The organism is Pedobacter sp. P26 (assembly GCF_050632135.1).
GTDB lineage: Bacteria > Bacteroidota > Bacteroidia > Sphingobacteriales > Sphingobacteriaceae > Pedobacter.
This window is the reverse complement of the sequence record NZ_CP192574.1, coordinates 6,005,022-6,022,504: the sequence shown is the minus strand read 5'-3', so window position 1 is coordinate 6,022,504 and position 17,483 is coordinate 6,005,022. Positions and strand designations below refer to the sequence as shown.

The 17,483-nt window shown below is 35.9% G+C and carries 19 protein-coding genes; all 19 read left to right on the top strand.

What is annotated here, in order from left to right:
• Nucleotides 1-70: 70 nt before the first annotated feature.
• Nucleotides 71-643 (top strand): NAD(P)H-dependent oxidoreductase, encoded by a 573-nt coding sequence (locus ACQ86H_RS28085; protein WP_121284537.1) that lies wholly within the window; start codon nt 71-73, stop codon nt 641-643.
• A gap of 341 nt (nt 644-984) precedes the next feature.
• Entirely contained in the window at nt 985-1,380 is a 396-nt protein-coding gene (gene tssD, locus ACQ86H_RS28080; protein WP_025141859.1) for a type VI secretion system tube protein TssD, read from the top strand.
• Nucleotides 1,381-1,480: 100 nt separating this feature from the next.
• Complete coding sequence (gene tssD / locus ACQ86H_RS28075; protein ID WP_025145659.1) at nt 1,481-1,876, top strand: type VI secretion system tube protein TssD; 396 nt, start codon at nt 1,481-1,483, stop codon at nt 1,874-1,876.
• Nucleotides 1,877-2,231: 355 nt separating this feature from the next.
• Nucleotides 2,232-4,100: a type VI secretion system Vgr family protein gene (locus tag ACQ86H_RS28070; RefSeq protein WP_138819429.1), complete on the top strand. Its 1,869-nt coding sequence runs from the start codon at nt 2,232-2,234 to the stop codon at nt 4,098-4,100.
• 15 nt (nt 4,101-4,115) lie between these two features.
• Nucleotides 4,116-4,592, top strand: coding sequence for a hypothetical protein (locus ACQ86H_RS28065; protein ID WP_431293216.1), 477 nt, complete (start codon nt 4,116-4,118; stop codon nt 4,590-4,592).
• On the top strand, nt 4,586-5,989 hold the full coding sequence (locus ACQ86H_RS28060; RefSeq protein WP_431295491.1) for a phospholipase effector Tle1 domain-containing protein: 1,404 nt from the start codon (nt 4,586-4,588) through the stop codon (nt 5,987-5,989). Before ACQ86H_RS28065 ends, ACQ86H_RS28060 begins: the two co-directional genes overlap by 7 nt.
• Nucleotides 5,961-7,130 (top strand): DUF2931 family protein, encoded by a 1,170-nt coding sequence (locus ACQ86H_RS28055; protein WP_138819431.1) that lies wholly within the window; start codon nt 5,961-5,963, stop codon nt 7,128-7,130. The genes ACQ86H_RS28060 and ACQ86H_RS28055 overlap by 29 nt, the downstream gene beginning before the upstream one ends.
• 292 nt (nt 7,131-7,422) lie before the next feature.
• On the top strand, nt 7,423-7,869 hold the full coding sequence (locus tag ACQ86H_RS28050; protein ID WP_431293215.1) for a hypothetical protein: 447 nt from the start codon (nt 7,423-7,425) through the stop codon (nt 7,867-7,869).
• Nucleotides 7,870-7,931: 62 nt separating this feature from the next.
• The gene (locus ACQ86H_RS28045; protein WP_431293214.1) at nt 7,932-8,330 is read left to right on the top strand and encodes a hypothetical protein; all 399 of its coding nucleotides are present in this window, start codon (nt 7,932-7,934) and stop codon (nt 8,328-8,330) included.
• A 50-nt stretch (nt 8,331-8,380) separates the two neighbouring features.
• A complete protein-coding gene (locus ACQ86H_RS28040; protein ID WP_431293213.1) occupies nt 8,381-8,875 on the top strand; it encodes a hypothetical protein in 495 nt (164 codons plus the stop codon).
• Between the two features lie 19 nt (nt 8,876-8,894).
• Nucleotides 8,895-9,089 (top strand): PAAR-like protein, encoded by a 195-nt coding sequence (locus tag ACQ86H_RS28035; RefSeq protein ID WP_431293212.1) that lies wholly within the window; start codon nt 8,895-8,897, stop codon nt 9,087-9,089.
• 14 nt (nt 9,090-9,103) lie between these two features.
• Nucleotides 9,104-9,370 (top strand): hypothetical protein, encoded by a 267-nt coding sequence (locus tag ACQ86H_RS28030; RefSeq protein WP_431293211.1) that lies wholly within the window; start codon nt 9,104-9,106, stop codon nt 9,368-9,370.
• Between the two features lie 2 nt (nt 9,371-9,372).
• Nucleotides 9,373-11,100: a hypothetical protein gene (locus ACQ86H_RS28025; protein WP_431293210.1), complete on the top strand. Its 1,728-nt coding sequence runs from the start codon at nt 9,373-9,375 to the stop codon at nt 11,098-11,100.
• A gap of 128 nt (nt 11,101-11,228) precedes the next feature.
• Nucleotides 11,229-12,359 carry a hypothetical protein gene (locus tag ACQ86H_RS28020; RefSeq protein ID WP_431293209.1) on the top strand — a complete coding sequence of 377 codons (1,131 nt, stop codon included), beginning with the start codon at nt 11,229-11,231 and terminating at the stop codon, nt 12,357-12,359.
• On the top strand, nt 12,359-13,231 hold the full coding sequence (locus ACQ86H_RS28015) for a hypothetical protein (RefSeq protein ID WP_138819436.1): 873 nt from the start codon (nt 12,359-12,361) through the stop codon (nt 13,229-13,231). Before ACQ86H_RS28020 ends, ACQ86H_RS28015 begins: the two co-directional genes overlap by 1 nt.
• 1,679 nt (nt 13,232-14,910) lie before the next feature.
• Nucleotides 14,911-15,306, top strand: a complete 396-nt coding sequence (gene tssD / locus ACQ86H_RS28010; RefSeq protein WP_025141870.1) for a type VI secretion system tube protein TssD — start codon at nt 14,911-14,913, stop codon at nt 15,304-15,306.
• A gap of 123 nt (nt 15,307-15,429) precedes the next feature.
• Nucleotides 15,430-15,825 carry a type VI secretion system tube protein TssD gene (gene tssD, locus ACQ86H_RS28005; RefSeq protein WP_138819437.1) on the top strand — a complete coding sequence of 132 codons (396 nt, stop codon included), beginning with the start codon at nt 15,430-15,432 and terminating at the stop codon, nt 15,823-15,825.
• Nucleotides 15,826-15,909: 84 nt separating this feature from the next.
• Nucleotides 15,910-16,629, top strand: coding sequence for a hypothetical protein (locus ACQ86H_RS28000; RefSeq protein ID WP_431293208.1), 720 nt, complete (start codon nt 15,910-15,912; stop codon nt 16,627-16,629).
• 1 nt (nt 16,630) lies between these two features.
• Nucleotides 16,631-17,476, top strand: coding sequence for a hypothetical protein (locus ACQ86H_RS27995; protein ID WP_138819439.1), 846 nt, complete (start codon nt 16,631-16,633; stop codon nt 17,474-17,476).
• The last annotated feature ends 7 nt before the right edge of the window (nt 17,477-17,483 follow it).

Sequence of the window (17,483 nt, the reverse complement as noted above, 5' to 3'; positions counted from 1 at the left end):
GTTATGCATAACACTTAACAAATTCTTTATAATTTTGTAATGCATCGGCCTGATCAGATTAATCAAAAAAATGAAGCAAGTACTTATCCTGAATGGGGATATTGAAAAAAACGCATCTACAAACTTCCTGATTAACGCCTATAAGCAAGGGGCAGAAAGTGTTGGCGCTACTGTAAGGGAGTTGGCCATTATCGATCTGATATTTAATTCTAACAAGCTGTTTAATAACCGACAGATTGCCGAGTTAGAACCCGATTTGCAGAAAGCATTAACGGCGATCAGGCAAAGTAATCATATTGTGCTTTTTTGCCCGGTGTACGTAGATCATATTCCCGCAAAAATTAAAGGCTTTTTCGATCGCTTATTTATGCCCGATCAGATTTTTACTACTCAGCAGCAAAATGTAAACAATAACTTTAGCGGCCGTTCGGGAAGAATTGTATCTATTTTAGATGAGGCAACCTTTAAAGAATGGAAAGCCAATAAGAAAACAACTTACCTTTCCATCAAAAAAGTTGTTTTTGAGAAATGCAGAATGAGTCCTGTACTCACCAATACGATTGGCGAATTGCATTCCCTAGAAAATCATTACAGTCAAAAATGGCTGGCCAAGATGGAAAAGTTTGGATCACAATTGATTTGAAGTCGCCACGGTCTATGTCGCACAGACCATCTTAATGATGTACCCAGCTTGTCCTAAAACGCTACACTTTGTGTATAAACGCTACAGTTTTATAGTGTAACTGCGCTTACAATGTATTTGTAACACTAAAGATAGATTCGGATTTTCCACATCTTTTCCACAAAGATGCAACGTATACCAGCGTTTTTAGGCGATAAACACAAATTTCCTGTTTTTTGAAAACTTGTTTACCGCTTATCAATGAGTGGTATACCGCACGTTTGGCCTGATATTTGGTTAAATGAATGCAGTAGCAGGGGCTACAAAAAATTCAATTTTTTTAACCTTTAAATTTTAAAACTATGGCTTTCAAAGCTAGATTAAATTTTTCGGGCAAGGAGTACGATGTGCTTCACTGTGCCTATGCGTTAAACCGAGATGTAGATGCTAAAGGAAGACCTTCTTCCGGAGTTTACGGCGGTACCATCGATATTGAGATCGAATCAACCGAAGACACTTCAATTATCGAAGCGATGGTAAATAACCAGTACAAACCTATTACAGGAACCCTTCTGATCAAGAAAACAGAGGAAGATGCCAAAATGAAAGAAGTTAACTTCGAGGATGGCTACATTGTTAAATATTCCGAAGGAATAAACATTGTGGGCGATCACCCGATGACGCTCAAGTTCCAGATTTCAGCGAGAAAGCTTAAATTAGGTAACGCAGAGCACCTTAATGATTGGCCAAAAGCTTAGTTAGGTTTAAGGCGTAAGGTTTAGGGCAAATATATACTCCATGCTCTTCGCTAACCGCTTTCCGCAATTCATTCATCTTTCACATTAAAATTTTACTACAATGGCATTCAAAACCCGTTTAAACTTAGGATCAAAAGAATTTGATGTACTACAGTGCAGCTTTTCATTAAATAGAGATGTTGACGCAAAAGGCCGTCCATCCTCAGGTGTTTATGGTGGTACCATCCACATCGAAATCGAATCAACTGAAGATACTTCAGTGATCGAATCAATGGTTAACAACCAGTATAAGCCGCTTTCCGGAACATTGGTTTTCAAAAAGGGCGAAGAAGATTCCAAAATGAAAGAACTGTCTTTCGAAGATGGTTATATCATCCAGTATAACGAGGGTATTGCGGTAAACGACAATACGCCTATGACTTTAAGTTTCGTAGTATCTGCCCGTAAGCTAAAACTGGGTAACGCGGAACATGAAAATGATTGGCCAAAAGCTTAGTTATTTTTAGCATATCAATTTAATTGAAGCGCCCCGATTTATCGGGGCGTATTTAGTTCACTAGCACTTTTCTCATTGTAGATATATCATCTAAATTATCCATTGCAAGGTTGAGCGGTTTTCACCGTTAGGCTATATCTTACATTAAAGCTCAATTATGTCTAACCAATGCAAATATATTGTAGTAAAAAACGGTTACCACCCTGGTAAAATGTTTGGTTTGGCACCTACACACAAAATTTATCTGAACTTGCCTTATATAAAAATAGAATTACTTCTATTAGATAAGTATGCACTAAAAAATTCGTCAACTGGATTTAGCTTAGGGTAATTTTTGTGATCAATATTAATTAATATGGAAAAGAAACTCATTTCAGAAATCAATATAGAGGATAAGGAAATTACCCACTTTGCTTCCTTTAGCCTCACACAGGCTTTTAATGAACACCATTATTTCGAGCTGCGTTTTAACCATGATCAAATGGGCGCACCGGGCTTGATCAGTTTGGATGATAGCCGCGATTTTGTGGGTAAAACCTTAACTGCATCATTTGGCCATTCACCGGAAAACATGCAGAATTTTGTGGGGCTGGTTTCTAAGGTGGAGTTGTCACAAAGTCATGGTTATCATGGTGTCGTAATCGTAAGTGGTTATAGTCCAACCATTTTAATCGACCGTGGTCCTGATTTAGGTTCTTACCTGGATAAGGACCTTAATGAAATCGTAAAATTGGCAACTAAAGATACACCGGCCAACGATTTAAAAGTAGTGGCCAATGCCGCCCGAAGTTCATCTATTGATTATATTATTCAATACAAAGAAAGTGACTTTGCATTTCTGAACCGCCTTTCGGCAGAGTATCATGAGTGGTTTTTCTACGATGGTAAGCAGCTTAATTTTGGCAAGCCCAATTCGCAAAAAGAGATATCGTTATTTTACGGAAGAGATGTTCAGGAAATGCAGTATGCCATGGAAATAGCGCCAATCAAGAATAAGCGCTTTTCTTACAATCCTAAACAAAATGAGATGTTGCTGAGCGAGAGCACAGGCAAAGTAGATGGTACTCCTGATTTATCACATGCCATTAAAGCTTCCAACCTCACTTTCAGTAAAACCTTCAACCAGCCCTCCTTAATACGTGTAGATAATAGCGGCGATATTAAAAGTCTCGTCGAAAATGAAGAAAAGGCCAATACCAGCGAGCTATTAAAAGTAACGGCAAGAGGAGACAATGCCGGTTTAAGCATAGGGAGCATTGCCGAAATTACCATGAGTTTAAGGAAAGAACTTGCTTTTTCCACAGAAAGTCTGGGTAAATTCCTCATTACAAGCATTAAACATCATATTGATGAGAATGGTAAATACCACAACACTTTCGAAGGAAAGGTTTCTACTACGGAACGTTTACTGGTAAAAAACTTTGAAAAACCACAGCCTGATATGCAATTGGCAGATGTGATCGATAACAACGATCCACAGGGACAGGGGCGAATTAAAGTGAAATTTAAATGGGAATGTTTAACAAACGACGTGACAGAGTGGCTGCGTGTAGTTACGCCAAGTGCCGGTATTGGCGATAGGGGTAACAACAGGGGATACTTTGCCATTCCTGAAATCGATGATCAGGTGATAATTGCCTTTGAAGAGGGAAATATTGCCCGGCCAGTGGTGATGGGCAGTGTTTACCACAGTTCGAGTGTAAACAGTAGCCCATTGGTTAAAAATCACCTAAAAAGTATTATTACCAGAAGCGGACATTTGCTGGAATTTGATGATAGTGATGGCACACAAGGTATAACACTTACCGATATCCATCAAAACATTATCCATATTGATACCAAAGGCAATAATATTACGATTACCGCTTTGGAGAACATGACGCTAAATTGTAAGAATATGCAGATTAATGTGGCCGAGAATATGGCAACTAGTGTTGGTCAAAATATGGCTAATACAATCGGTATGAATAGATCGGAAACTGTAGGAATGAGTGCTACAGAATCGGTTGGCGCAATTAAAAGTACAACTGTAGCGGGAAATATGAACCTTATGGTAATTGGTCAGCTAATGGAAATGATTGAAGGAGATGTACACAGTGAAACCAAAAAAGAACGAAATGAAATAAGTGCTGGTATTATGAATATTAGCTCAGATGAGTATATTAATAAACATGCTCAAAAACAAGTACAGAATAATAGTGGTGAGAGTGGAACTGGGTATTAACTAACTAATCGACTTATGAGTAGATCAAGAATTGTTGGTGGTAGCTATACTAAAGTTTCGAAAGGCAATCACCAGATGTTTTCAGAAGAAAGTATCGTTTCCTCTGCTGGAAAAAAAGTGCAGCAAAAAGGGGCTAATGAGGGAGTAAGCCATGGCACACCACAAACAGCTCCAAAACCGGTAAATGCTGTTAACGTATATGTAGGGATGTTTTTTGATGGAACGGGTAACAACAGATTTAATTCTGAAGCGGAATATTACAGCAAGATCAATTCAAATAATGTTAAATATATTGCCAATACCATCCCTGCCCATGCCGTTAAAACAATTACAGATGTTAATGGCAAAGTAACAAAGGTTAAAATATCAGATCGGGATAGTTACTGGAACCCGTACTCTAATGTGGTTAAACTGTATGATTTATATAAAGAAGAAAAAATCCAGAACATACAGATGAATTACATAAAGAATACGGTAAACATGTTATTTTAAAACAATATGTAGAAGGGATAGGTACCAAACGTAACTTGGAGGATGATGTAGCAGGTTCAGCTCTGGCCAGAGGACCACGAGGAATTATTGGACGGGTAGAGGAAGGAATAAAAGATCTGGTAAAAAATCAATTAGGCGTTGTTAAAGCAAAAAAAATAAATAAAATTGTTTTCGATGTTTTTGGTTTTAGCAGGGGTGCAGCTGCGGCGAGGCATTTTTGTAATGAAGTGAAGAAAAAAGCATCCTATACACACGAAATGATAAGAGATCCCTACGATTCTAAAGGACGGATCATGACTGGTAAACAAATCGTATCGTCACAGGCAGGAGGATTATTAGGAAGATTACTACAGCAAAATGGTTTTAAATCAGTTGGTGAAACTTTTTCAATTGAAATTAGGTTTCTAGGCGTGTTTGAAACGGTAATTTCTGATGGTATCGTTAAAGAAAATTTAGGTTATAAGGCCATACCACTTACATTAATGGCCCCACTCATACAAGAAAGTTTAAAGGATATTAAAACTGCAGTTGGCGGTTTAGGGATAAAAAATATTTTTCACATTAAGGCCGATTCGGAATGGAGACAGAATTTTGCTTTTACTCCAACCAATGCAGGCCATACCATCAGTATGCTTGGTGCACACTCTGATATAGGCGGTGGCTATGCAAATCTAGATAAATATACCACCGTTCTCGATTATTTTGATCTGAAACCAAACGACACCAAAACCTGGAAAGAAAAACAGGCGGTAAGGCAATTTTATATTAATCAGGGATTTTGTAATGAAGATCAAATAAAATTTATAAATACTTACGATCACGTAAGGGAAACAAGTAGTACCATAAGTCCTTATGGTGCTGTATATTCAAGTCGCAATATAGATGGGCCAGCAGATTTTCCGGATGGAGGTAAAACACTATCCAGCAGTCCTTATTATCAAGCCAGTCAGTCTAAAGTATCCGACCATTACATGCTGGTTGATGAACGGTATATTTCCAACAATTATGCACTCGTGCCGATGAATATCATGTTAAAAAAAGCACTGAATTGCCAGGTTCCTTTTTATGATGATTATAAGAAGGCTCCTGATGTAAAAAAATACTTTGAATATGAAATTACAGATGCTGTGCTTAATGACTACTTGTCGCTGATGTTGAATGTGATGGAAGGAAAGGGTATCGAAAACGGCAGCTACAACATTCCGGCAGAAATGCGAAAACACATTTGTAATAAATATTTACACCTATCGGCAAATTACGGTGGATTCGATACCATTCGTGTAAAAACCGGAGATCACTACCTATTAGGTAATTTGGGTTTTGTTAACCGACCAGTGCCTTATCATTTTGCAAACGAAACTGTTACCTATGAAAGAGAAATTTATCAGCCTAAATAGCTTTTTGATTTTATTTGCAATGTTGGCAAGTTGCCAATCCAAAGAAAAATTTGATTGGGATGCTGGGTTTTCTGCACCTAAAAACTATATAGCCGGCGATCCGTCTGTAAGCTATTTCTATAAGGGCGTAAAACTTGCGGGTGCATCTTCAACAGTAGGTATAAATCCGGGCTGGGGCGAAACAAGTGGTGGTTTTACTAGTGGCGATGACTTTAAGCCAGTACCAGATAGTGTTTTTGTAAAATGGGATTGCGGTTTTGACCTGATTGAATATGAAGGAGGTTTTAAATTACCGAAGGAGAAAATGCTATCGCTGTTTAAAAGTAAAGTAAGAGATCCCTTAGGGAATATGGAAAACTATAGCTTAATCGTAACCGGAATGGCTCCCGGTGGCAATGTAACCTTATGGATGAAAGCCGGCCTTATAAAAACTGAAATAGCCAAATTTAAGGCCAAAGCAATAGATACTATGAGCAAAGACGATCCTAACAGGGGTATTACCATATGGACATCTACAGGCGATGAAGCAAAATACATACTAAGTTACATTAAACTACACGGCATTCCCTATCATGTTTGGGAAGTGGGTGAGAAAGAATATAATTATAATATTGGATTTAGTAGCGAAGAAGATAAAAACTACAGTTTTGGGATTACAGGTTATTCTGAGGATGGAACAACAATTGGCTATGATCAAGAAGAAAATACCCTAGTAATGTTAAAACACAATACAAATTATACGCCATCAATTGGTAAAATAAAAAATAAGTTGCCAGTTCATTTTTCCATCCAATGGATTTCAGAAGATAATGAGCAGTGGTATAAGGCAGAAATTGTGTTGCCTAATAATTTTAGTGAAAAATTCACATCTGGCGAGGCTGTTAAAAATTATGGTTATGATAGGATTTTAATAAAGATGGATAAAGAAATTCCTGGGCAGGCTTATGTTTTTGGAAAGATTATGATCCAGGGAAAGGATAAAGAAGATATGATTATGAAATTCAGGGCTCCGAAGTTGAATAATGAAACCAAAAAATATGACTTTTCTAAATATTCGCTTCCAAAAGGTTACGTTTTTCCTAAATGGCAAGGCCGAAATAATTTGACATTTCCAAAGATTGATTTTTGGCAGGAACAATAGCCCAATGATCTAAAGATAATTCTACCCGAATGAAAGTTACATATTTATTATTACTTAATTTAATACTTCTTTTTCGAACTGCACCGCGCAACATAGCGAACCGAAGGGCTATTCATTAAAGAAAGAATACGGTCTTCAGGGAGCAGTAAAGGAAGTATCTACTTACCTGTGTAAAGTAAGTAAAAAAGTTATTCCTACAGATACCAGTAACTTTTTTGGAAAGTACAAATTGACATTTGATAGGCAGGGAAATGGCGTGGTAAATTATAGAAAACGTAAAAATGATAATGGTATGGTAATCATATATGAAATGATTTATACTGGACAGGGAAAAAATATAACCTATAAGGAACATATCAGCATTGACGGTAAAGAAACGGAAGTAACGGAATATAAGTATGTATGGTTAGATGATTTGAACTATAATATTGTAAATCAAAGTGATACAACTCAGGCCCAGATGGTTACCACCGATCAAAATTACAGAATAGTTAAAAGTCAATCTAAACAGGGCGACATTGTGGGAACGAACAATTACAAGTACTTTATTAAGAATAATAGGATAGAGAAGACCGTTACCCTAAACGAACGTAAGGAAAATGAAGTTGTAAAAAGTGTCGAGGTTATGGTGATGAAAGATTTTGATGCGCACAATAATCCAACTAAAATTTATTTTTATAACAATTTAGCCGAAAAAAATCCTGAAACCGTAATTTTTAAACAATACAAGTATTATTAAAATATAGCTTATTGTGCATTTGCCCTAATCTTCAGTTTACCGTCACAACAGTAAGATCCAGAATGAATATAAATTTTGAAAATATAAGTTCCAAATCATCAGAATACGCTTATTTAAAAGAGCGGCAATATGGTGTTTCTGTAAAATATTATGCCGGAAATGATGAATTACCTCATAAACGAATAGACTACGAAGTTGATGTGAAAATTGATGCACATCATAACGGCTGGCAAATAGATATCGATAAACAAAATGTATTTTTCAACCAGCATGAACCAGATCTGATTAGCGAAATTTTATCGCAGGCAATAACGAGATCAATCTATCCTGTGCAGTGTGTAATTAACAATAAAGGTTTGCCGGTAAGGGGAATTACCAATCATGATCAAATTTTAAGCCGTTGGAATCACAATAAAAAACGGATTGCAGACAAATATGAGGGGAGACGGTTGATAAGTTGATAGGTGTTGCGGATATAAAGTTTGGAAGCAAAGCATTGATTGAAAAATCAATGAAATATGATATGTTCTGGAATTTATTTTTTCATCCTAAATTCATTGGATATAATGGTACAGCCGGTGTAAGAACAGATCTACATCTTGCTGTTGTACCCTATAAATTTCCGGTTAGGTTTACGGGTTTACAATATTTTAACAGGCAGGTTACTTCATATCATACCTTAGAAGTAAATTTTAATTCGGACGAAATGGAGGCCCCTCAATTTCTAAGTGGGGCAAAAGATGAAAATCAGAAGTACTATATGAAATTGGATGTAGTATTTGATCTCGATGCCAGGCATTTATTTATGACCAATACTACGGCCTATTTTAGTTTTTATTATAAAGATCATGAACAGAATATCTGTTTAGAAAAAAGAATATATTTTACGATGTATGAAATCAATGCTGTTTCAAAAACAGATGAGCATAACATCATCGTAGATGATGAACCAAAGAACAAGAAAAGCAAACTGATGAAGTTTATAGATGCTTTGGTAGGAGATTAATTTTAAAAGAGATATAAATATGGCACTAAAAGAAAAGGTAGTTCAGGGCGCAATCTGCAAATGTCAGTTTGGTACAACTCCGGATCAGCTCGTGGTACTTAGCCATAAAAAGTGGTATGCCAATGATCATGAAGCAAAAGAGAAACTTATTGTTACCAATAAGGATATTGGAGTGCCCTTTAAAAAAAGACATTTGGATCTTGCGCCAAAATGAATAATAGTCCTTGTGTGCCAAATATCACTAAATGGGATGGTTTTTATGAGAAAGAAAAATACGATCCGCCTGGTGGCTACATTATTTTAGAAGATAGCAAGGCAACCTGTGCAGTAGCTGGTAGCCCATGTGTAGAGATTGTTAAAAGCGGTCAGATTGGTGTTCCAAGCAGTAAAAATTTAAAAAATGCTGATAAAGAGCTTCAGGCAAATGTAAATCCTTTAATCAATATGACGGATTTGGACAAGCAGGATCCATATGAGTTTTTAAATGCCGAATAATTATGGGAAAAGTAATAGCATGTAAAATTGAAGTAACAGGCCAGTTAAGTACTTTTATGAAAGAACAATTGGTCTATCCTGGGCAAACCATTACGGTAGAAGCCAGCTCCAATATAAATTTCTTTTTAGATGAAACCTGCTTTAGCGACCACATTTTATCGCCTGATGTGAAATGGGCATTTATTTATGAAAATTACTATGCGAGTATAAAAGACAGTCAAGGGCAGCAAAATGATCTTTGGGCTGATATTGGAAATGGACAAAATCAGTTTATTGTTGAAAAAGGTATTGGTAAACAATATAAAAAAGCAAGTAAATTCAGTATTAGTCCGGAGGGGACCAGTTACTATTACGGCTTCAAGCAGAGAGTTGTTGTTTTTAACGATAATGCCGATCAGGAATTTCATTTCTTCATTATACCTTACATTAGTACCCCAAGCGTCAGTTATGCCTATTTTAATGAGAGTGAAAAAGTTAGAAGGTACGGTGATGCTATGCATCTTCAAATATTGTTGCATCAATATCCTGATAATATCAATAAAAAAGGAAATTATGAGGCAAAAATATATTTGTTAAAAAAGGAAGATGCATTAAAGGCTGTAGATACAGGCGATTTCGAAAAACATAATGTTATGGAAAAACCTTTTACCAAAAAACTGGGGTTTATAGACTATAATAAGGCAGATAATATCAATACGATTATCAACATCGATTTTATAATTGATGTTGCCTGGCGCAAAAATGAAAATGAGGAAAAAATATTTGTACCTATTATCGAACTGTATGAAACTAAAGAAAAGGAGATTGCAGGAGTAATATCTTATAATAGCGTACAGGATCCAATTATTAAAAACTTTGCACTCGAACCTTCTAAAAGTTTATCAAAATATAACGCTAAGTTGTTGGGAATGGAAGCCTTACAAAAGGAGAAAGATCCGATATACAGCGAATTTAAGGTTTCCGCAGAATTTATGTCTGATTTTCTCGACAGGAAAGAGATCGAGAAGAATAATATGATCCAATACATTGGGGATATTAATTACACAAAAAAAGAAAATAATCCCTGTGCCTATTCTACGATAACTATAAAAGAAGGAGAAAGAAGTGTTGTAATATTCGATGAAAATCAGTTGGCAAGTAAAGTAAAAGATAGCACCCTTAATACTTTTGAGATTGTAGCCGGCGATAAAGAAAAAACAAAAGTAACCGTTACAGCTAAATTTAAGAAGGATGCTAAAAGCCCTGAAGAGTCTATGCACATTGGAAGTGCTTACAAATGTGAAGGTATACTTAATGATGGACATAAGCATGAAAAGCCTGAAGATGTTTTTAAGATGCAATATATTGTTGGGCAGTGGAGACCTTCATCAGGTTTTACTGGCCGATTAATGGATCAATTGTTGAATTTTAGTTCAGTGAGTAGTTTTAGGTTTTACCATCCTGATAATGGAAAAAAAGCGCCTGAGCTTAAAACAGATGACCCTTATAAAAAGCAATATTCAGATGATCAGCAAGCAAAAGGTTTACCAAACCCAGCTGGCAGTATGGACAGATTTAAACTTATTTCAGTAGCAGAAGTACAGGGGCTCACAGATGAAGATTATAAGATTGAAAAGGATACAGTTTCTTTGGAGCTGGGTTATGTTTATAACAAGGTTTATGAAAGTAAGATCGCCGATTATTTAGGAACACAAGAAGCTTTTGAGGGGGAGCGCTTTCTAAAAATGTAAAAAACATCTGGGTAATCAGGTATCTCTTAAAGCTAATTAATAAGGAAAAGATTTATCAAACCTATTTTGTACCGGTAACAACATGTCGTTATCCCAATCAAATTGCCAGGATAAATATATACCCAGATATGAAATGGGTATTCAATTTCAACTATAACATAAAAACGCCTATCTACTATAAGCCAACAGCTTCGTTAGTTGAGCACTATGCTGATTCTTATGAAGGAAGGAATATAACTACAAGTAATAGTGCCACTCGAGTGGATATTAGAGAGCGGATAATAAATAATGCTGGTCAGGTAGAGGAGGGGCGAAAAACTTCCTTTACTTTGGGGGTAGAGTGTGAGGTTAGTGGTGAAGATGATATAATTAGTCTCTCAAAGGAAATGGGAGAAAAATATAGAAAAATGCTTTCTCCGCTATTATGGATTGTGAATAAATTGGATGGAGATTTGGGAGTAAGTGAGGCTAGAAATGAAAATAATCGTATTAGAACTTCTGGAAATACGGGCCTTTTAAGTAGATTGAAAAAATTACCAATGAGCTTCGAACTGGAAGCTCCAAATATTGGTGTTGGGTTAGGAATTGGCTTCGCCGGCTCAAAATCAGGCAAAATTAGTTATGAACTAGAGGGAAGATTAGTTGCTGATCCTCTTATTGGAGCAAATGTTAAGCTAGATATACTTGCATTAGGCAGTAAATTAAAGCCTTGGGGCCTAATATTGGATGCTTTAGATCTTGCTTCTTGGGCAGCTAATGTTTTTAGCGGAGGAAGAGTAGAATTTGATTATAAAATAGAGGTTCGTTTTAAAGCTCAAATTAAGTTAGTGGGTAAAAAAACGGGAACTGATCTGAAAACTAAAGAGCCTATTTATGAGGGACATGCAAATGCAAAGTACAATTTTGTCGATAGAAAACTAGATTTTAGTGGTGGTATTGAAGGTAAGATTTTAGGAGAAATTGAGATCAGTGCCTCGGTAAAAATATTAGCGAAGGTTAAAGATGCTAATGCTAGAGTTTTAGATGAAAAGAAAAAGATTGCGGAAGTAGGAGTTGGTGCAAAAGCAAGTTCTTATGTCAAACTTACCTGTCCATTTGAAATTAAGGATGGGGGAGTGGATATAGATTTTTATTTTTCAGGAGTAAAACTAGAAGTTTGGTTTAAGGCCAGTTTAAATCCAAACGATAATGATGGAGAACCGGACATTGTTAAAAGTCTAGTCCCTAAAATAGACTTAACTAAAAAAATTCAATTTTGATGAAACAAATATTATATATCCCATTGTTCGCGTTACTTTTCGTAGTTAGCTGTACAGAGGCTAAGCAAGAAAAAATAGCAGGTAACTATAAATATAAAGAAAAAATGAAAAAGACTTATTTTGCAAATTATGATTTTAGTGGTCGCTTCGATATCATTTTTAATGGCGTAAGCATGGTCAGAAACAGGAAGAATGGAGTGGTTAGCGGAATTGAATATTTGAATCCATATATATCGAAATCAGGCGTTCAAAATATAATGCTCGTGGTAAAACCTTTAAGCCCTAATTCAAAAATATTGCCTAAAGATGTAAAAGATTATTTTATTGACATTGTTTATACAGAAAATGGTGCAGCTGCCCCGGTTAAAAATGTGAAAAGATGTTCCTTTCCCGCTATCGATAAGCCAGCAGATTCATTGGTTTATACCTGGACATTTGATGCTGATGTGCCTTATGAACTAGAAGGTTTTACAAATTCGTTAAGTTTAACTAAAGAAGATCCTGCTCAACTATTATCTGAAGTGTTAGCATATTATCAAAATGTTCATAATATAATTAATGAGGGAAATCATAAAGACTATCTTCAATTGTATAAAAAATCGCGCGAGAGGGAAATGGTTTCAGTATATATGGATGAGAAAAAGCAAAAGGAATATTTAGAATCCTTAGAGAAACGCATCTCCTCATCGAAAGGTTACATGCAACCCTTAACTGATTACAAATTGTTTATCCACCCTAATGGAAAATTAGTTGGTTTAATTACATCAAATGGGGTCACTCCCTTATACTCCAAGGATCAGGAAGGAAAAAGAAAACAATATGGATTGGAATTGCATAGGGTTAAAGGAAGCAATAAGTTAGAGGTGTATTAAAAGCTAGATAAAGTTACGTGGTTGAGGATTATTCTCAAAATGGCTCACCCATTATTACCATTTCATTTTTTTTATGTATGGAATTTTAACATTTAAATCCGGATTTAAAAGGAACTTAAAATAAGTTCGGCAATTAATTGTAAATAACATCAGCTAACATGATCATAACGAAATGCTAAACACGTTGCAAATAATAAGATCCAGGTATTGGTTAAATTTTTAATCGTTTTTTTATTATCAACCCTTATTGTTACGCTACTTTTCATTCTTATTTTCGGTAATCTCGCTCAGTCAATTACGTTAAAGGCCGTATTAAAATAGTCACACAATTTGGCATTGTGATCAGTATTCCTACAGCTATTTTGTTCCTTCTCGCAGATATCTTGATAAAAAAGATCAAAATTAGATGGGTTTTGCACTTGGTTAGGGTATAGTGTTTTTTGGTTTACTCTGGCTGGTCAGTATATTTTTTTCAATTTATCTCATCGCCAATGCCTTATTTGATAATCCCTTCATGGAAAACCTGTATCATTCAAACACGACCTGGCTAACACTGATTTGATTTAGTTATGATTGAAATATTTACTAACTACAGCTGCAATATAGGGCATAAAGCAGCCCCCCGATTTTTATTCTTGCAAAAAAAATCTGATAGTCAGTCTTCAGGTTTAGCCCTAATCACCTCTTTTCATGTTAAAAAGGTATGATTGCCAAAAAAATCACGTATACTATTTTTTTACTTTTTTTAGGTGTATGCCGTATCTCATTATTTTATTCCTGTATGATTCAAAGCGCCTATGAAAAATTGATTGGGAACACGAATGATGGTTATCAACTGACCATTTTCCAGCTTGAATTTTATTTTTTCCTTATCGTTTTATACAGTTTCAGGCCATCACGCTTTAACAAAACCATAGTTAAGAGTTACAAAGAAGGTGGGACTGAAAAGTTCTCGAAAAAAACTTTTTTGGATCGTTTATATAGGTGTGCTATTTGCCGTTTTCGGGATACCGTTATTGATTTTCAAAAATGCATTAGGAACTGTACTTGATGTAATTACAAAAGCCAACTATTACATAATTGAAAATACAAGCTTATTGATATTAGCAATTATGTTTTTAGGCCTTAATATGTTGGGCTTTTACTACAACTTTATCAATGCTTTTGATCATGCCAAAACCCAGTTTTTCCGATTTTTATTCGCATTTATGTTAACGGTTCCAGTTTCAGCATTTCTATATTTAATTTCTGTTGTACTTCAGATAAAGCTGATGCCTTGATAATCATATGTTTGGCATTTAATCTTTCTTTTCTTTATTTGGCACTTGTAGCTTTCTGGAAGTAAGGAAATCAAAAAAATTAACCCATAACATTAAAAATTAAGACAGTAATCAATTCAATTGCCCCAAAAAGCAACAACCTGCCCTAAAATGCTACAATGCTTTGAACTCTTGTATGTAGTAGAAATAAGACGGAAATTAATTTCAAAAAAAATACATTTTTTTTCTTGGTAATAATCTGCGTTTTATATAGCGTGAGCCAAGATTTTCAAATTTTATCGAGCCGGTTACTCGTTATATATGAGTGAGATATACAATAATTGGCTTAATATTTGGTTTATAATTAATGTAGCGGAGGCTACGAAAAATCCAATTATTTAACCTTTAAATTTTAAAACTATGGCTTTCAAAGCTAGATTAAACTTTTCAGGCAAGGAGTACGATGTGCTTCACTGTGCCTATGCGTTAAACCGAGATGTAGATGCTAAAGGAAGACCTTCTTCCGGAGTTTACGGCGGTACCATCGATATTGAGATCGAATCAACCGAAGACACTTCAATTATCGAAGCGATGGTAAATAACCAGTATAAACCCATTACAGGAACACTGCTGATCAAAAAATCAGAGGAAGATGCCAAAATGAAAGAAGTTAATTTCGAGGATGGCTACATTGTTAAATATTCCGAAGGAATAAACATTGTTGGCGATCACCCGATGACGCTCAAGTTCCAGATTTCAGCCCGCAAGCTTAAATTAGGTAGCGCCGAGCACGTTAACGATTGGCCAAAAGCCTAAAGAGAGGTTGAGGGTAGGAAGGTTGAAGGTTTAAGGCAAATAAAACGCCTGACGCCATGCGCTTAACGCCAAACCATTTGCTAAAAAAACTATTTCATTTAAAAACATTAAAAATTTACTACAATGGCATTCAAAACCCGTTTAAACTTAGGATCAAAAGAATTTGATGTACTACAGTGCAGCTTTTCATTAAATAGAGATGTTGACGCGAAAGGCCGTCCATCCTCAGGTGTTTATGGTGGTACCATCCACATCGAAATTGAATCAACTGAAGATACTTCAGTAATCGAATCAATGGTTAATAACCAGTACAAACCACAGGCTGGTAGCATTACCTTCAAAAAAGGCGAAGAAGATGCAAAGATGAAGGAGCTTACTTTTGAAGATGCCTACATCATTCAATATAATGAGGGTATCGCAGTAAACGACAATACCCCGATGACTTTAAATTTTGTGGTATCTGCCCGTAAACTAAAACTGGGCAATGCAGAACACGAAAACGATTGGCCAAAAGCTTAATCCGATTTAAATCGTTATTAGTTTCCGGCTAAGCTGGCACTAATAACGATTTTTTTGTTTTTGGGCATGATAAAAGAGCTACCTATGGCTACCGATTTAGAATATATAAAGCTGTTTAATTCCTGTACAATTTCTCCGTTAAAATCTGCAGAGATCAACCGGATTATTGATGATAAAATCTTAAACAATAAATCAAGATATCAGTCGGTAAGAAATAAACTGCTTAATTTAACCGAATATACTTATCGCAGTACCTGCTTTGTAACCGAACCTGACGATCTTTTCCTCAAAAGAAATCCAAAAATTGGAAACAGTTTTTTTAGCAGAACATTTGTAGATAATAGTGTTTTCTCTGAAAGTACGGGCATACCATGGTATTTTATTGCCTGCGTACATTACAGGGAAAGCAATTCTGATTTTACCAAACACCTGCACAATGGCGATCCACTAAGTGGCTTTACCAGGCAGCACCCTGCAAACCGGCCAAAAATTAGTCATGGTCCACCATTTACGTTTGAGGAAAGTGCTGTTGACGCTTTAAAATTACGCGGTTTAGATAAGGAAACAGTATGGTCTTTGCCCAAGGTTTTGCTGCGTTTAGAGCAATATAATGGCATAGCAAAGGCTTATCAAAATAATAACATCAATTCGCCATATCTGTGGGGTGGCTCTAACCTATATACTAAAGGAGGCTTCCCCAGAGATCATGTTTTTAGCCTCGATTATATAAATAAACAAATTGGAACAGCCGTCATTTTAAAGGCTATGGAAAACAGGGGATTAATTAATATACCAAGGCAATAGTATGAAAATAGCAGGCATTTTATTTTTCTCTCTGGTATTTCTATTCTTTTCATGCGGTGCAAAACATGAAGATAAAAGGCAAAGTACAGCATATAATGCCGATTCTGTCATTCAAGGCAATAAAGGTGCTGGGTCTACCGAAACAGACTCGCTTGAAAAATTGGCGGCTAAAATGCTTGCTTCAAGAGAGCGTTACCTCAGTGATGGGAATACTGAAGCTGAAGAAACTTTTATTAAAGCACTCATCAGTGCGCTCGAGAAGCCAAATGCATTTGAAAATGATTTTGGCTCGTTAAAAGCGTACGAAATTAAAGTATTAATTGCTGATGACAAAAAGCTTAAGGTGTTTTACTGGCTTTCTCCCTATTCGGGCTCTATGTGGCATGTACAGAACATTGTTCAGTATAAAAACGAAAATAATGCACCTACCGCAATCTCATTTAACAACCTTTACAAAGATAAAGATGACGAAGGGAGTCCAACTCCATTTTTTGAACATATATACAGTTTAGAAACTGCTCCTCAAAAAACATATCTTTTTACAGGCTATGGCCAAATGAGCGGAACGGAACCCTATAGTGTAAGCCATGTACTAACCATCAATCATTCAGAATTTAGTATTGAAAAGCCTTTATTCAAACTCGAGAAGACAGTTAAAAACCAGTTGTTTGCTTCTGCCGACGTCAAAGAAGGTGAGGATAAAGAAAAACTTATGGCCCAATTGGCCATGAAATATAACCCTAAAGATAAAACCATCGGCTATCCCGAGGTTAACGAAACAAAAAATGGGGCTGTTTTTAATGGAAAAAGAAACGTTTTAACCTTTCGCGATGGAATGTTCAGGTAGTCATAAA

Bases quoted from the DNA above. Each gene is read 5' to 3' on its own strand.
- ACQ86H_RS28000 (WP_431293208.1), top strand. From the start codon at position 15,910: ATGGCTACCGATTTAGAATATATAAAGCTGTTTAATTCCTGTACAATT.
- ACQ86H_RS28045 (WP_431293214.1), top strand. From the start codon at position 7,932: ATGAATATAAATTTTGAAAATATAAGTTCCAAATCATCAGAATACGCT.
- ACQ86H_RS28025 (WP_431293210.1), top strand. From the start codon at position 9,373: ATGGGAAAAGTAATAGCATGTAAAATTGAAGTAACAGGCCAGTTAAGT.
- ACQ86H_RS28015 (WP_138819436.1), top strand. From the start codon at position 12,359: ATGAAACAAATATTATATATCCCATTGTTCGCGTTACTTTTCGTAGTT.
- tssD (WP_138819437.1), top strand. From the start codon at position 15,430: ATGGCATTCAAAACCCGTTTAAACTTAGGATCAAAAGAATTTGATGTA.
- ACQ86H_RS28040 (WP_431293213.1), top strand. From the start codon at position 8,381: ATGAAATATGATATGTTCTGGAATTTATTTTTTCATCCTAAATTCATT.
- ACQ86H_RS28020 (WP_431293209.1), top strand. From the start codon at position 11,229: ATGAAATGGGTATTCAATTTCAACTATAACATAAAAACGCCTATCTAC.
- ACQ86H_RS28055 (WP_138819431.1), top strand. From the start codon at position 5,961: ATGAAAGAGAAATTTATCAGCCTAAATAGCTTTTTGATTTTATTTGCA.
- ACQ86H_RS28070 (WP_138819429.1), top strand. From the start codon at position 2,232: ATGGAAAAGAAACTCATTTCAGAAATCAATATAGAGGATAAGGAAATT.
- ACQ86H_RS27995 (WP_138819439.1), top strand. From the start codon at position 16,631: ATGAAAATAGCAGGCATTTTATTTTTCTCTCTGGTATTTCTATTCTTT.
- ACQ86H_RS28035 (WP_431293212.1), top strand. From the start codon at position 8,895: ATGGCACTAAAAGAAAAGGTAGTTCAGGGCGCAATCTGCAAATGTCAG.
- ACQ86H_RS28050 (WP_431293215.1), top strand. From the start codon at position 7,423: ATGGTAATCATATATGAAATGATTTATACTGGACAGGGAAAAAATATA.
- ACQ86H_RS28085 (WP_121284537.1), top strand. From the start codon at position 71: ATGAAGCAAGTACTTATCCTGAATGGGGATATTGAAAAAAACGCATCT.
- tssD (WP_025145659.1), top strand. From the start codon at position 1,481: ATGGCATTCAAAACCCGTTTAAACTTAGGATCAAAAGAATTTGATGTA.
- ACQ86H_RS28065 (WP_431293216.1), top strand. From the start codon at position 4,116: ATGAGTAGATCAAGAATTGTTGGTGGTAGCTATACTAAAGTTTCGAAA.
- tssD (WP_025141859.1), top strand. From the start codon at position 985: ATGGCTTTCAAAGCTAGATTAAATTTTTCGGGCAAGGAGTACGATGTG.
- tssD (WP_025141870.1), top strand. From the start codon at position 14,911: ATGGCTTTCAAAGCTAGATTAAACTTTTCAGGCAAGGAGTACGATGTG.